General features: G+C 66.7%; 14 protein-coding genes. 6 read left to right on the top strand and 8 right to left on the bottom strand.

Annotated features, from left to right (window positions below; genetic code table 11):
- Positions 1–7 precede the first annotated feature (7 nt).
- Both E6K76_02825 and E6K76_02820 read left to right on the top strand, forming a co-directional pair.
- Positions 8–1,123: an o-succinylbenzoate synthase gene (locus E6K76_02825; GenBank protein ID TMQ60067.1), complete on the top strand. Its 1,116-nt coding sequence runs from the start codon at positions 8–10 to the stop codon at positions 1,121–1,123.
- Positions 1,120–2,589, top strand: a complete 1,470-nt coding sequence (locus tag E6K76_02820; protein ID TMQ60066.1) for a 2-succinylbenzoate-CoA ligase — start codon at positions 1,120–1,122, stop codon at positions 2,587–2,589. The genes E6K76_02825 and E6K76_02820 overlap by 4 nt, the downstream gene beginning before the upstream one ends.
- Here E6K76_02820 and E6K76_02815 read toward each other — a convergent pair.
- Complete coding sequence (locus tag E6K76_02815; GenBank protein ID TMQ60065.1) at positions 2,530–3,081, bottom strand: acyl-CoA thioesterase; 552 nt, start codon at positions 3,079–3,081, stop codon at positions 2,530–2,532. The genes E6K76_02820 and E6K76_02815 overlap by 60 nt on opposite strands.
- On the bottom strand, positions 2,961–3,662 hold the full coding sequence (gene ubiE, locus E6K76_02810) for a bifunctional demethylmenaquinone methyltransferase/2-methoxy-6-polyprenyl-1,4-benzoquinol methylase UbiE (GenBank protein ID TMQ60064.1): 702 nt from the start codon (positions 3,660–3,662) through the stop codon (positions 2,961–2,963). Before ubiE ends, E6K76_02815 begins: the two co-directional genes overlap by 121 nt.
- Positions 3,663–3,761: 99 nt before the next feature.
- Here ubiE and ispG point away from each other — a divergent pair, with 99 nt between their 5' ends.
- Positions 3,762–5,033, top strand: coding sequence for a flavodoxin-dependent (E)-4-hydroxy-3-methylbut-2-enyl-diphosphate synthase (gene ispG, locus E6K76_02805; GenBank protein ID TMQ60063.1), 1,272 nt, complete (start codon positions 3,762–3,764; stop codon positions 5,031–5,033).
- Here ispG and E6K76_02800 read toward each other — a convergent pair.
- Positions 5,012–5,758 carry a hypothetical protein gene (locus E6K76_02800; protein TMQ60062.1) on the bottom strand — a complete coding sequence of 249 codons (747 nt, stop codon included), beginning with the start codon at positions 5,756–5,758 and terminating at the stop codon, positions 5,012–5,014. The genes ispG and E6K76_02800 overlap by 22 nt on opposite strands.
- A 202-nt stretch (positions 5,759–5,960) precedes the next feature.
- Positions 5,961–6,740 (bottom strand): hypothetical protein, encoded by a 780-nt coding sequence (locus E6K76_02795; protein TMQ60061.1) that lies wholly within the window; start codon positions 6,738–6,740, stop codon positions 5,961–5,963.
- A gap of 422 nt (positions 6,741–7,162) precedes the next feature.
- Between E6K76_02795 and E6K76_02790 the strand changes: the two genes are divergently transcribed.
- Both E6K76_02790 and E6K76_02785 read left to right on the top strand, forming a co-directional pair.
- Positions 7,163–7,522, top strand: a complete 360-nt coding sequence (locus E6K76_02790) for a hypothetical protein (protein ID TMQ60060.1) — start codon at positions 7,163–7,165, stop codon at positions 7,520–7,522.
- Positions 7,519–8,394 carry a hypothetical protein gene (locus E6K76_02785; GenBank protein TMQ60059.1) on the top strand — a complete coding sequence of 292 codons (876 nt, stop codon included), beginning with the start codon at positions 7,519–7,521 and terminating at the stop codon, positions 8,392–8,394. The genes E6K76_02790 and E6K76_02785 overlap by 4 nt, the downstream gene beginning before the upstream one ends.
- Before the next feature lie 344 nt (positions 8,395–8,738).
- Here E6K76_02785 and E6K76_02780 read toward each other — a convergent pair whose 3' ends face one another.
- The 3 genes from E6K76_02780 to E6K76_02770 form a co-directional block, all read right to left on the bottom strand.
- Complete coding sequence (locus tag E6K76_02780) at positions 8,739–9,683, bottom strand: hypothetical protein (protein TMQ60058.1); 945 nt, start codon at positions 9,681–9,683, stop codon at positions 8,739–8,741.
- 130 nt (positions 9,684–9,813) lie between these two features.
- On the bottom strand, positions 9,814–11,649 hold the full coding sequence (locus tag E6K76_02775) for a response regulator (GenBank protein TMQ60057.1): 1,836 nt from the start codon (positions 11,647–11,649) through the stop codon (positions 9,814–9,816).
- A gap of 329 nt (positions 11,650–11,978) precedes the next feature.
- The gene (locus tag E6K76_02770) at positions 11,979–12,737 is read right to left on the bottom strand and encodes an SIMPL domain-containing protein (protein TMQ60116.1); all 759 of its coding nucleotides are present in this window, start codon (positions 12,735–12,737) and stop codon (positions 11,979–11,981) included.
- 187 nt (positions 12,738–12,924) lie between these two features.
- On the opposite strand from E6K76_02770, the gene E6K76_02765 reads away from it, so the two are divergent.
- Positions 12,925–13,728, top strand: coding sequence for an SDR family oxidoreductase (locus tag E6K76_02765; GenBank protein ID TMQ60056.1), 804 nt, complete (start codon positions 12,925–12,927; stop codon positions 13,726–13,728).
- A 54-nt stretch (positions 13,729–13,782) separates the two neighbouring features.
- On the opposite strand, the gene E6K76_02760 is transcribed toward E6K76_02765, so the two are convergent.
- A complete protein-coding gene (locus tag E6K76_02760; protein ID TMQ60055.1) occupies positions 13,783–14,175 on the bottom strand; it encodes a VOC family protein in 393 nt (130 codons plus the stop codon).
- Positions 14,176–14,237 lie beyond the last annotated feature (62 nt).

Raw genomic sequence — 14,237 nt, 5'->3', positions numbered from 1 at the left:
CCCGGCCATGAGCATCGTCCGCGCGCGTCTCCAGTCCTACTCCCTTTCCCTCCGCGACCCGTGGCCGAGCGCCGACGGAAACGTGAACGACCGGCGCGGGTGGATCCTCGCGCTCGAGGACAACTCCGGCCGCGTAGGGCTGGGAGACGCGGCCCCGTTTCCGGGATTCGGCCTCGAGACCCATGCCTCGGCCGGAGCGGGCCTCAAGCTCGCGATGGCGCGTATCGTGGGGACGTCCCGCGATGGGTTCGCCGCGGTCATCGCCGATCTGACGCGATTGGCCCCCGTGGCCGCGGCGCCGACGGCAAGGGCCGCGATCGATTGCGCCCTCCACGACTTGATGGCGCAGGAGGAGGGTCTCCCGCTCGCGCGATACCTGGGAGGCGCCCAGACTCTGCGGGAGGTGCCGGCGAACGTCACCATCCCGCGCGTGCCCCCCGGCCGCGCGGCGGAGCTGGGCCGGCGTGCGGTCGACGCCGGCGTCGGGACCCTCAAGCTCAAAGTAGGCGGCGCGCCGCGTGCCGAGGATGAGGAGCGGCTTCGCGCCCTGCGCGATGCCGTGGGACCGGAAGTGCGGATCCGGATCGACGCCAATCAGGCTTGGGGCTGCGACGAAGCGATCGAGGCGCTCCGTTCCTTCGCGCGCTACCGTCTCGAGTACGCGGAGCAGCCGGTCGCGGCCGACGACATCGAGGGACTCGCCCGCGTGCATCAGGCCTCCCCCGTCCCGATCGCGGCCGACGAAACCGTCCGCGGCGTCGAAAGCGCCGAAGCGATCCTGTACCGTTCCGCGGCGGATATTCTCATCCTGAAGCCGATGGCGTTGGGCGGGCTGCGCGAGGCGCGGTCGGTGCTGAACGTCGCGAGCGAGGGGGACATGCCGGTCGTCGTGACCTCGCTCGTCGAGAGCGCGGTGGGGCGCACCGCGGCGGTTCACTTCGCGGCCTCCCTCGGCGAGACCGCGTACGCGCACGGCCTCGCCACGGGAGAAGCGCTCCGTGAAGACATCGCCCCCTCCCCCGCGCTGACGCGCGGCGCGATCGCGGTCCCCCAGCGGCCCGGATTGGGCGTGAAGCCGTCCGACGATTTCTGGCGGGACGCGTTCACCGTCGAGGCCGAGTGAGCGGCGCCTGGACCTACGATCCGGTCGCGTTCTGGGCGCGCGCCCGGCCGGGGCGTGTCGCTCTGCGCATGGGCGGGGAGACTTGGACCTACCCACGGCTCGAGGAGGCGGTCTCGACGTCCGCGGTGGCGCTCTTCGAGCAGGGGCTCGTGTCGGGTGAGCACATCTCCGTCGAGATCGGCGCCGACCAGGGCCTGCATTTCGCGACCACGTTTCACGCGCTCCACCGCGCGGGGCTCCTGCCCGTGCTGATCGGGGGGCAGGCCAAGGAACCGGAGCGCGTGCGGCTCCGGCAGCGCGCGCACGTGGAGTTCGCGCTCACCGCGGCACCCGAGCCGGCGCGGCCATCCGGGACGAGACAGACCCGCAGACCGGCCCAGCCGCCCCTGCTCGAGCGCCGGCTCGAGGCGCCGGCCGCGATCTGCTTCACGTCGGGGACGGAGGGATCGCCCCACGCGGTCGTGCTCAGCCACGGAAATTTTCTCTGGAGCGCGATCGCTTCGGCGCGGTATCTCGGGGTCCAAGCGGACGACGTGTGGCTCGCCTGCTTGCCGCTCCATCACGTCGGCGGTCTTTCGGTGCTCACGAGGAGCGCCTACTACGGAACGACGGTTCTGATCCACGATCGGTTTCAGCCGGAAGCGGTGAATCGGGCGATCGACTCGGAGGGGGTCACCCTCGTGTCGCTCGTTCCTCCGATGCTCGAGCGCCTGCTGGATGCGCGCGGCGCCCGCCGATTCCCGGAGACCCTCCGCGCCGCCCTCGTCGGAGGGGGACCCGCGCCCGCGGCCCTCCTGCGCCGCGCGGCCGATCTCGGGATGAAGGCGCTGCCCACCTACGGTCTCACCGAGACGACCTCGCAAGCCGCGACGCTTCCCCTTCGTGAGTGGCCCGCGGGCCTGGAGACCGCGGGCCGGCCGCTCCCGTTCCTCCGCCTCGAAGTGAGGTCCGCGGACGGGCGCGCGCTCGGCCCGGGAGAGGAGGGAGAAATCGCCGTCCGCGGACCGACCGTGATGAGCGCGTACTTCGACGACGAGCGGTTGAACGAGGCGGCCTTCGACCGGCGCTGGCTCCGAACGGGCGACTTCGGCGTGTGGGATGAAGCGGGCAGGCTCATCGTTCTCGACCGGCGCACCGACCGGATGGTCGTGGGCGGCGAAAATGTCTCCCCGTTCGAAGTGGAGCGGGTCATCGAGGCGCATCCCGCCGTGGCCGACGTTTGTGTCGTGGCGGTTCCGGCCGAGGCCTGGGGACACGAGGTCGTCGCGGCCGTGGTCCTTCGCCCGGGGGCTACCCTCACGCTCGAGGATTTGCGCGAGCACGCCGGAAGGACCCTCGCATCGTACAAGCTGCCCAGGCGGCTTCACCTCGCGGACGCGTTGCCGCGGAACGAGTCGGGAAAACTTCTACGCGGCGAGGTTCGGAGTCGGCTCGTGGAGCAAGTGGCGGAGAAGAATCGCGCGTAACGCCTCCGGAATCGAGATCGGCCTCATCGTCGACCGGTTCACGAACGCGTGGACCGTGGAAGCTTCCACTCGAAGGTCCCCTTTCGGACCGATCACGTGGTAGCGCAGGGTGAAGGAAGCTCGCCCAACCCTCGTCACCTCGATCCGCACGCGGATCCGATCGCCGTGGCGGATCGGAAGGCGGTAGTCCGCCTCGGAATGCGCGACGGGAACGAGGTATTCGGCGCCGGCGAAGAAATGAGCGCGATCGATACCCTCCGAGCCCCAGAACTCCTCGTAGGCCTGGTGGCAGTAGTCGTAGATCCGGCCAAAGAAGAGCACGCCGCCCGCGTCCACGTCCTGGAATCGAACCGCGAATTCGATCGTGAAGCTCACGATGGGGCCCCCACGATTCCGACGTAAATGTGGGTGATCCCGCCTGTCATGCGGCGCGCGCGGACCTCGGAGAAACGCTCCGTGCTCTCCATGAGCGAGACGAACGCCGGACCGCACGGAAACTCCGAAGACGTGCGGTGAAAATACTCGTAGGCATGGCGCTCCCCTGTGACCCACCCGCCGATGCGCGGAATCACATTCGCGCTGTAGAAACGGTAGAGCGGACCGAACAGAGCGCCTCCGGGCTGCCCGAACTCGAGCACCACGACCGATCCGCCGGCCCGCACGACCCGCGCCATCTCGGCCACGCCGCGCGCGGGGTCGTCCAGGTTCCGGATGCCGAACGCGATCGAGGCCACATCGAAGGATCCATCCTCGTAGGGCAGCCGCAGCGCATCCGCCTCCGCGAATCGGGTGGGGAGTCCCTCGCGCGAAGCTTTGGCCCGCGCGATCTCGAGCATCTCGGCGCAAAAATCGATGCCGATGACCTGCCCCGAAGGGCCGACCGCGCGCTGGAACTCGAACGCGAGATCCCCCGTCCCGGTCGCGCAATCCAGCACGCGGGATCCCGGCTTGGCCCCGCTCAGCTTCACGCCAAGCCTGCGCCACCGATGGTGGAAGCCCATCGAGAGGATCTGGTTGCCGTGATCGTAGCGCCTGGCGATCGAAGCGAACATGGCGCGCACCTGAGAGCTCACGAGACGGAGGATACCCCGAAAGCATCGTGCGCCGCGAGGGGCTGCGCATCCGGCAGGACGTTTGACCCCCGTCCGCGCCGCGGGTAAACTCAGCGGGCGATGACGAATTCCCCGCATCCCTCCATCGGGTTCCCGGCCGCGCGCCCGCGGCGCTCGACCGCCGTATCGATCGGCATGGTCACGGTCGGGGGTGGCCGCCCGGTCGCGGTTCAATCCATGACCAACACCGATACCGCCGATCCCAAGGCGACCGCCGGCCAGGTGATCGAGTTGGCCCAAGCAGGATCGGAGATGGTCCGCGTCACCGTCAACACCCCGGAGGCCGCGAAGGCGGTGCCCGAGATCGTCCGCCGCGTGCGCGATGCGGGAGTCGACGCCCCGATCATCGGGGACTTCCACTTCAGCGGGCATATCCTGCTCCACGACCATCCCGAATGCGCGCGCGCCCTCGACAAGTACCGGATCAACCCGGGAAACGTCGGCGTCGGAGCGCGGCATGACGCGCACTTCAAGCGAATCATCGAAGCGGCGGCGGAACACCAAAAGCCGGTCCGGATCGGCGTGAACTGGGGCTCGCTCGACCGGGAGCTTCTCACCGAGCTGATGGACGCGAACGCGCGCCGCCCCGAGCCGCTCGAGCCGCAAGAGGTCACGCTCGAAGCGATGTTTCAGAGCGCGGTCCGCTCCGCGGCGCTCGCCGAGGAGCTCGGCCAGCCGCACGACCGGATCGTGCTCTCGGCGAAGGTGTCCGGCGTCCGCGATCTGATCACGATCTACCGTCGCCTCGCGTCGGAAACCGATTTCGCGCTCCACGTGGGGCTCACCGAGGCCGGAATGGGAATGAAAGGGATCGTGGCGTCCACGGCGGGGCTGGCGTCGCTTCTCATGGACGGAATCGGCGACACAATCCGCGTGAGCCTGACGCCGATACCCGGCGGCGATCGCCGCGAAGAGGTCTGGGTTTGCCAGCAGATTCTCCAGTCGCTCGACCTCCGGCACTTTCAGCCTCAAGTCACGTCCTGCCCCGGCTGCGGCCGAACAACGAGCACGTTCTTCCAGGAGCTGGCGGAGACCGTGAATCGGCATCTGCGCGCGCGGATGCCGCACTGGAAGGCACTCTATCCGGGCGTCGAGGAGCTGCGGGTCGCGGTGATGGGGTGCGTGGTGAACGGGCCGGGAGAGTCGCGCCACGCGAATATCGGGATCTCCCTCCCGGGCACGGCCGAAGAGCCCAAGGCGCCTGTGTTCATCGATGGCCGCCAGGTCACGACCCTTAAAGGCCCCACCCTTGCTGGCGACTTCCTAAAGCTCGTGGACGAGTACGTCTCCACCCACTACGGATCTGACCTTCACGCCACCCAGCGCCGCTGATCTTCGGTCGTGACCGTCTCCTGGGCCAGCGCCCGCAGATGCTTCCGGTACCGCTCCATGAACCACCAGGTGAACCCCAGGTAAAGGTACACCGCGGCCAGGAGCGCGACGTGGATGCGCGCCAGGACCGTGATCGGCACCGAGAGCGCGAGGCAGAAGAGAGCCTCCGTCACCGCCTGAGGCTGAAACGCCCCCCAGTGCGGCGATTCATCGCCTCGTTCGAGCCTGATGGCGACGCTCCTCAGGAGTAGCTGCGCGACCAGGACGGCGGCTCCGAGGAGCAGCTCTCCAGCGATGAGCTCGGGACGAGGCCCCGGCGGGCCGATGCTTTCCACCCCCAGCTTCAGGTAGTACGAGCAGCTGCCGTACGCGAGGACCGCGATCGATAGATTGAAGAGGATCTTGTGCGGGCGCATCGCGGTCACGAGACCCGAGAGCCCCAGCGCGAACGCGATGCACGTGACGAGCGGTCCGGCCGGGACGAGAAAGAGTCCCGCCAGGAAAAACGCGGGGCCGGGTGTGTATACGGCGCTCGCGTGACCGGGGGTGGGCACGAGCATGGGACGGATCTGGAGGGCGGCGGCGCTCAAACCGAAAACGCCGGCGAGACACCACGCTCCGACGTCTCCTTCAAAGACGTAGATCGCCCGCACCGCCAGCATCAGGGCGACGAGAACCAAGGACAGGCGAAAGAGCAGCGATATGAAGTATCGGCGACGGTCCATCTGGGGCGGCCTCCCGGAGTGTTTCGACTCCGGGTAATTATCGGCAGCCCCGGCCCCGTGCTTTAGAGGCTAATTGCCTGTAATATGGACGCTTAGAGCAAAAAACGGGCCGCCGGGATGCCCCGGCGACCCGCCCTTATCTATCGACGCGCGAATTCCGGACGCTTCGGCTCCGCTGGCCCGCGCCGGGTGATTCGCCCGCTCACTTCGTGCCCTTGGCCGCCTTGTCGATATCCACCCCCACCCCTATACCGGTCCCCGCGGAGGTAGAGGTCTTTCCGGCGTTGACCTTGGCTCCCGCCTTCGCGTTCGCCCCGGTGCTCGCGTGGATCGTCGCGGGCTTCCCATCCCCTTTGGCGAGACCCATCGCGACTCTACCCTCCGTCTTCACCGCGCCGACCACCTCCCCGAGCCTCAAGCCGAGCCCGTGCGCGATCACAGCCCACCCCATGCCCTGATTCCGCATCTGGAGGATATCGGCGAAGGTGACGTCGCTCTTCGCGTTCGCGAACAGCGTGTGCGCCACGAGGATCTCGCCCCAGCCGCGGCTGAATTGGTTCCGCTCGGCGGTGAGCGCGTCCGCCGTCATGGAGAACTCGCCCGCGATCCTTCCCGCGACCGCGGCGTCTCCCTTCGAAGTAGCCTCGTTCTCGATCTGCCTTTCGATTTCGTCCAGCTTCTTGTCGATGTCCGCACGCTCCTTCGTCGAAACCTTGAGCCCGCGCTCCTTCACCCGCTCGATGGCAGGGTTGCTCTTGGCGGCGGCCCGCTCATTCACCGTGGCGCTCGCGGGTGGAGGCGTTACGGGCGTGGTGCCGGCGTCCGGAGGAGGCGTGGCCGACGGCGGCGTCGTCTCCTTGGCCTTATCCGTCGCCTGCGCGTCGGACTTGCCGCTCGCGGGATCGCTCGATTGCGCCATGGCGGCCCCGGCGACCGTGATCGCGATCGCCGAACCCAAGATCAACATCAGAAACCTCTTCATCCTGACGTCTCCTTCCCTGCTTCCGCATCCCACCATGGGATGTCGGTCTCGTACATGGTTCGCCCCAGCAGACGGCAGGATCCTGGGCGGACCCGCGCCCGGCCGGGGCGGTGAGCAAAGCGCATGGTGATGAACAAGGGAACGATGAACCTCACCGGGCGGTTTGCTCTCAACGGGCGTGCCAACCGGGCCCGGGGAGTGAATAGGAGCTGCAGGAATCGAAATAACAACCGCTTGGGACGTTCATGACGGCCAGTCCGGCGAGGCCGCGACCGCCTTGCCTGTCCCGAGAGGGGCAACGTGGACGCCGGCGTACCACCGGGCAAAACCTGCAAATTCTGAATAGGTTGCGATACGCCCGCTCTGAGATAATTCCGCGGCAAAAAAAAATGATCCGCCGCTCGACGTCCCGAGGAGGAGGTATGAAGCCACCGCGACACGCGGTCCGTTCTCTCGCTCCACGAATCCTGGTCGCGGCCGCCCTCATGGTGCTTTCGGGTTGCCAGGGTGCCACACCGATCAAGACACTTCTCGACAACCCGGGGCAGTTTGACGGAAAGACGGTCCGGATCGCCGGCAATGTCACAAGCTCGGTCGGCGTTTTCGGGACCGGAGCCTACCAGGTTGATGACGGGACGGGTACGCTGATCGTCGTGAGCAAAGAAGGCGGAGCGCCGCGAGAGGGCGCGCAGGTCGCGGTCAAGGGTGTCTTCCGAGCGGCGTTCACATTCAAGACCGAGACGGCCGCCGTCCTCCTGGAGAGCGAGCGAACCACCCGGTGACTCCCGAGCCGCGCAGGCCGGGAGAGTATGCGGCCTTCGCGGGAATGTCGCTCATCTGGGGAAGCACGTTTCTCGCGATCCGCTTCGGGAACGACACCGTGCCGCCGCTTTGGGGCGCGACGCTGCGTCTGCTCCTGGCCGCCTTGCTGCTCTTCGCCGTGGCGCGTGCTCGGGGCGCCCCGCTTCCCAAGGGACGCGCCTTGAGCGGGGCGGCGCTCTTCGGCTTCTTGAACCTCGGCGTCAACTTTTCGCTCCTCTACTGGGGCGAGCAAACCGTAGCAAGCGGGATCGCGGCGGTGCTCTACGCGACCGTGCCTCTCACAGCCGGAGTGTTTGCCTGGGCGTTCGGGCTCGAGCGACCCCAGAAGGCTAAGATATTCGCGGCCGTGATCGGGCTCGCAGGCGTCGCGATGATCTTTGCCGGGGAGTTGAAGCTCGGCGCCCCCGCGGTTGCCTTGGTCGCGGTCTTTCTGGGCGCGACGACCGCTTCCCTTTCCACGATCGTCCTCAAACGCACTCCGCCCCAGTCCCCCTTCATGACGAATTCCGTCGGTGCGCTCGCGGGCGCACCCGTATGCCTGCTCGTCAGCGTATTCCTGCGCGAGCCGCATCGAATCCCGGGCGGGATGAGCGAGTGGTGGCCGATTCTCTATCTCGTTCTGGCCGGGAATCTGGGCGCTTACGTTCTCTACGCTTGGTTGGTTTCGCGTTGGAACGTGACGACCGTGAGCACCACGGCGCTCATCATTCCGATGATTGCGGTGACCCTCGGATCCCTGATCCGCGGCGAGTCGCCGGCCCCGGAGGCCTACCTCGGAGGGTTCGTCGTTCTTACGGGGGTGACGATTGCGCTGCGCGTGGGGAGGACCTGACGCGGGCCTCGAGTGGCGCCGCCTTTCTCGCGGGTAGGGAGAGGAACCTCCTTGGTTCCCCTCCCACCCTGAGGGAGCAGCGGTCTAACTCCGCTGCTCCCCGTTAATCTGGAGCTGCCGACGTTCGCGTTCCTTCGTCCAAGCTTCCCGCGACAGGCGGGCAGCAGATAGTGTGCCACGATTCTTTTGCCTCCGCACGCGCCCCGAACTATCGGGACACCTGCCAATAGGATGCCCGCGTCGTGAAATTGGCCGGCGGGCGTCGCCATGCCCAGCCGGGACCGCAAGGAGGTGTGAGGGGGTATGTAAAGTCTGCACGGGCGAGGCGGGACCCCGGGACGAAGCTAGGCCGCCCGGTCGCTCCCCGATGCGAGCATGCCGCGGTCGACGAAGCAGCGGATCGAGGCTTCGACCAACGCACGGCCGGCGCGGAGCGTCTGCGAATCCAGCACGACCCCGGGAATCGCGAGCGAGAGCCGATACGTGCCGGAGGGACCGCTTTTCATGAGGCTCATGTGCCAGCCTTTGTGAAGCCCGTTGACCTCGTGAAGGCCGTAGGCGACCCCCGCGTCTCCGAAGAACTCACGCGCGATGTCTGGGCTATCGCTCTTCAGTAGAAACGCGTTGTCGAATCGCGCGTCGCCGATCAGGATCTCCTTTTCGGCCAGGAATGCCATTTGCTCCGCCAAGCTCACGGCTTCGGTCTTTCCCCTCGGAGCCCTCTCCCGGCTTTTCAAGCTTGATGCGAATTTCCAAAGCTGCTGCGAGAATAGGGCCTTGGTGAGCAGCGACTCGTGAACCACCTGGAACTGAAAGCCGCGCTCCAGCCGAACGTCGGCGGCGAACTGCGTGTGGTCGTTCCGGCTCGTATCGGTGGAGGCGCACAGGCTCGCTTCGGTGCCGCGCGTCGTCCAGCGCACGGTCGGACCGCCCTCCCAGCCCACGGGTCCAGGTCTGCGCCGCTCGTTCGTGAGCGTGCCGCCGACCTCGCTCGCGAACTGTCCCCAGGCGATGCTTTCGCGCGATGGGCCTTTCCCGGGGCGGATGAGGAACCGGACCAGCATCAACGCAGCGGAAACGACGAGGGCCAGGACGCGGAATTGCCCGGGTCCGCCGAACCCTTCGATCTCCGCGCCCGGGATGTACCCGAGGAGCGGAGGCCAAATCGCGAGGGAGATCGTCCCGAGCGCGAGCAGGCCGAGGATCGCATGGAGCATCCGGCGAAGCGGGCCCGCGGGCGCTTGGCCGGGGTCGCCCGGGATGGGCTGGGTGGTCGTCGTATCTGCCATGGATCCCTCGCCGGGAAGAGTGGAGGCTGTCCCGGGAGAGATCGCCCCATGGAGGCGTGATCTTTAGACGAAACGCGGGCGGTGTGGTACGGCGCGGGGGGCGCGGGGCGGTCTGGGGTGCGGCTCGAGGTCAGCGATCGCCGTTCTCGCGGTCGAGGAGGCTGCGCAAGCTCTCGAGCCCGAGCGGCTTCACCGTGTGAATATCGAAACCCGCCTCCAGGCTCATGGCGCGATTCGCATCTTCACCATAGCCGGTGACCGCGATGAGCTTCACGGGTCGGGAGCGAGCCGCCTGGCGAAGTTTTCTCGCCAGCTCGTAGCCATCCATTACAGGCAAGCCGATGTCGATCAGCGCGACCGTCGGCTTGAACTCGGCCGCCACGGTGAGGGCGCGCGGCCCGTCGAACGCAACCTCCACGTGGTGCCCGAGCAGGCGGAGCGCCTCGGCGAATCCGAGGGCGCAATCCGCGTTGTCGTCCACGATCAGAACGCGCTCGAGCTTCTCGGGCGGAGCGGCCGGACCGGAAGGGTCGGCGGATTTCGCCTGCTGTGTTCGGGGAACCTCGCAAAGCACCGGCAGCCGCACCGTGAAGCAGCTTCCCTTCCCCAGTCCGTCGCTCTGCACGGACACAGTCCCGCCGTGGAGCCTGGTCAGGCTGCGCACGAGGGCCAGCCCAAGCCCCAGCCCGCCCTCCGCGCGATCCAGGCTGCGGCTCCCCTGAACGAAGGGTTCGAATATCGTCGCGAGGAGCTCGGGCGCGATTCCGATGCCGTCATCCCTGACCTCGGTCTCGATCTCACCGTCCCGTTGTCTCGCCGCGACGGAGATGTGTCCTCCCCGCTCGGTGTACTTGGCGGCGTTCATCAGGAGATTCGCGAATATTTGCGGCAGCCGGATCGGATCGGCCTCGACGAGGAGACCGCGTTGGGGCACCGCGATCGTCAAGAGATGCGCTCGCTGCTCGAGGAGCGGGCTGGCCATCTCGATCGCCCTCGCGATCACGGAAGCGATCTCGGTTGGTTCCCTTCGGAGCGTTATCTTGCCGCCGGTCACGCGCGACACGTCGAGGAGATCCTCGATCAAGCCGGCAAGGTGCATCGCCTGACGTCGAATGATTTCACGTTCCCGTCGCGAGTGTTCGTCCCCGCGCATGTCCATGAGGTCCAGTGCGGTCAGGATTGGATTCAGGGGATTGCGAAGCTCGTGTCCCAGCATCGCGAGGAACTCATCTTTCCGGCGGTTCGCCTCGCGCAGGTGCTCCCGCTCGGCCCGCAACGCGCGATCGAGCTGCTTGCGCTCGGCGACCTCTGTCTCGAGGGCACGGGCGCGCTGCTGCAGCTTGGCAATTTGGCGGTGCCGCTCTTCAAGGCTCGCGCTCGCGTCGAACGATTCGGCCGGGAGCACGTGACCATGGACCTCGCAAATCCTCTGGAAGGGCTCCTGATGCTCCTCCCTGGCGAAATGGCCGAGCCGGTACGAGCAATAGAGTTGGAATGAGTGGGTGCTCCGAAGCTCGTTCCACAGCTCCTCGATGCGGGCCATCGCGGCTTCGTTGCCTCGACGAAGGAGGAGATCGACCATTTCGCCGTAGGCTCGTGTGCTTCCAGCGCGAGAGAGGAAGGACGCGCGCTCGAGGAGGCCGCCGACCACCTCCCGAAAGGCTTCGGGATTGACCATGCCTCGATCGAGGCCACCGACCATGAAGCTCGATAGGATTTCTTCCGCGTCGACCAGGTTGAGGAGACCCTTCTCCTTTGCTTGCGCAATCTTCGCGCCCTGGATCGTGAGCACCCGCTCGATGCCATGGCGGTGCCCCTCCGTGGCAAGCACGACGCAAGGCTCCCCAAGCTCCAAGCCCTCCGCCAGGTACCGCCCGACCATGTCGCACAGGAAAGAGTCGGTCTCGTAGAAGCGGACGATGTGGTCTTTGGGCGGGAGGGTGGCGCGAGCTGGCAAGGGTGCCATTTTCGTTTTCTCCACCACCGGCGCCGGCGGGGTCCGGGTCGATCGCGATTCTTGGCCCCGCGTGTAAATCAGAATTGCAAAGTTTACCTTCCGATCCCCGGGGCACACTGCCTGTGAAGCACCCGAGGGTCATCTTTCGTCCGGCGGGCGTCGCGAACTGCCAGCGCCGGCGGGCTCCTAGGCGGAATCCGATGCCCCTGGACCTTTCCCTACCGGTCGCGGCCTGCCGGCGGTTTTGCCTACCAAGCATTAAGGCTGCCAAAGGGAGGGACCGGGGACGTTCAGCGAAGCCCCGCCCCGGTGTGGGGGTGGGAGGATGCGCCCCGGCCTCAATCGCGCAGGAGGTACTCCACCGTGGTGACGACCCGCACGGTCTTGAAGATCTGGGATTGCTCGCTCATTCCGGGACCGCCCTCGCTCCCGGCAGCGTCGCGAGGGAGAATGACGAAGATTCCCTGGTTCGCGCTGTGGATTCCCCCGAGGCGACTATGCGAATCCTTCGCGAATTGCTCGGCGGCCTTTCGGGCTTCGGCCGTCGCCTCGGCGATCATGCTCGGCTTGAGGTCGTTCAGCCTCCGGAAGAGGTAGGACGGTCCCCCGGCGCCCCACTCGGGGCCCGAGGAGAGGACGACGCCGGCGTTCACGAGATCGCCGACCTTCTGGCTGGCGGCGCGGACGATCTCCGGCTTTTCGGATCGGACCATCACTGTTTGCTGGATGACGAAGCGTGGTCCCTGCCGTCCTCCGGGATTGTACGGGTTCGCGTACGTGTCGGTGACCCGCAATCCCTGTAGCTCGACGTCGCTCGAGTCGATTCCGTTCGCGCGCAGAAAGGTCATCACCTTCGAGACGTTCTGGTTGATTCGGCTCTGTGCCACGGAGAGATCCGCGTCGGGGACGGCGAGCTGGATGGGCCAGAGCGACAGGTCGGCCTTCGCCTCGCGCTCCGCCACGCCCTTCACGGTGACGAACCGATCCGCTGTGCGGATCTCCCGAATGCCCTTGCCGACGAACCAGCCGGCGAAAGCGAGCGAGAACGCCAGGAGGATGAGGGCGAGGGTGGGGCCGCCAAGCGAGGGACCCGGCATGTCGTCGTGCATGGGGCGTCATGCTAGGGTTTCGCGCTTCCGGCGTCATGCCAAAACGACGGTGCGCCCGGGGTCGCTGGGTCCCGAGTGAATCATTTTCGGTGGCAATCGGGCACACGAAGTAGCACCGTCGTGCCGTGACCCGTCAAAACCGTTGAGGCATCGGCCTAGCCGAGAAGGGGGACCTATGGCTCCTCGTGAAAGACACGCGCTCATCACGGGCAGTTCACGCGGCATCGGCAGAGGGATCGCGCTCGCGCTGGCGCGCGATCACGTGAAGGTCGCGATCCACTACTACCGGAACGAAGCCGCCGCAAAGGAAACGCTCGCGCAAGTGCGCAAGCTCGGCTCCGACGGTGTGGTGGTCCAGGCAGATGTGACGCGTCCAGATGAAATCAGCGCCATGCTCGGCAAGGTCAAGGCCGCCTTTGGGACGCTCGATATCTTCGTCAGCAATGCACGGCCTGAGGCGCCCGAGTTCTTTGAGCCACCCCTGAGCATCACCCTGAAGCAGTGGGACACCGCGTTTGATTCGCAGGCCAAGGCATTTCTGGTCGGCGTGCGCGAGGCGGTTCCCTTCATGCGCGACGGCGGACGAGTTCTCGCGATCACCTACGCGGAAGGAAGCCGCACCGGCGGGCTGCAACCATGGGTGGGAATGGGTTCAGCGAAAGCGGCGCTGGAATCCCTCGTTCGCTATTTCGCGGTCACACTCGCGAAACGCGGTATCACCGTGAATGCCATCAGTCCTGGCTGGACCGAGGACAGCGTCCTGAACACGCTCCCGGAGCAAGCCCAGAGCCTTATCCGGAGCTGGCACACGCGTGGCTGGACGCCGATGGGACGCTTGGGCACCCCGGAGGACGTGGGGAATGTCGCGGAGCTCCTGTGTTCGGAAAAGGCGAAGTGGATCACGGGACAGGTGATTTACGCAGACGGGGGTGCATCGTTGATGAACCCGGAGGTGCCCCCCGAGATCCAGATCGGGTAAGCCCGGGCTGACACGGCGCCCCACCCGACGCCGTGCCGCGCCCGCGCCCGCCTCTCAGGCAGGATTCGAGATGGTCAGTTTGAATCCATCGGGGTCCGTCACCGTGAACCCCATGGGCCCCCACGGGAGAGGTCCGGGTCCATCGTTCAGGGTGATCCCCGCCGCCTTCGCTTGCCGCGCGAGCACTCCGACATCCTGATCCGTCTCAAGGTACAGGCGCATTCCCACGCCTTTGACCCGGTCGCGGCCCTTTGCAAAGTCGTCCTGCGAAAGCCCCAAGCCCGCTCCTCCGGCCTCGAGCAGCACGCCTGTGAGTTCACCGCCCTCCTTCATTTCCTCGCCGACCGCAAATCCCAGACCATCCCGGTAGAATTGAAGGCTCCGCTTGAGGTCATTTACGGTAAGGGTTGGCATGAGGCTGCGGATCTGAAGCGTCGTTGTGGTCATGATATCCCCCTTGCGAAAACCTGCGTCAGCCTGCTCCGTGAAGACACCCCGGCCAGAAATTG

Source organism: Candidatus Eisenbacteria bacterium, from assembly GCA_005893275.1.
GTDB lineage: Bacteria > Eisenbacteria > RBG-16-71-46 > SZUA-252 > SZUA-252 > WS-7.
Note: the sequence above shows the minus strand (reverse complement) of the source record. Positions and strands in the feature narration are given on the sequence as shown.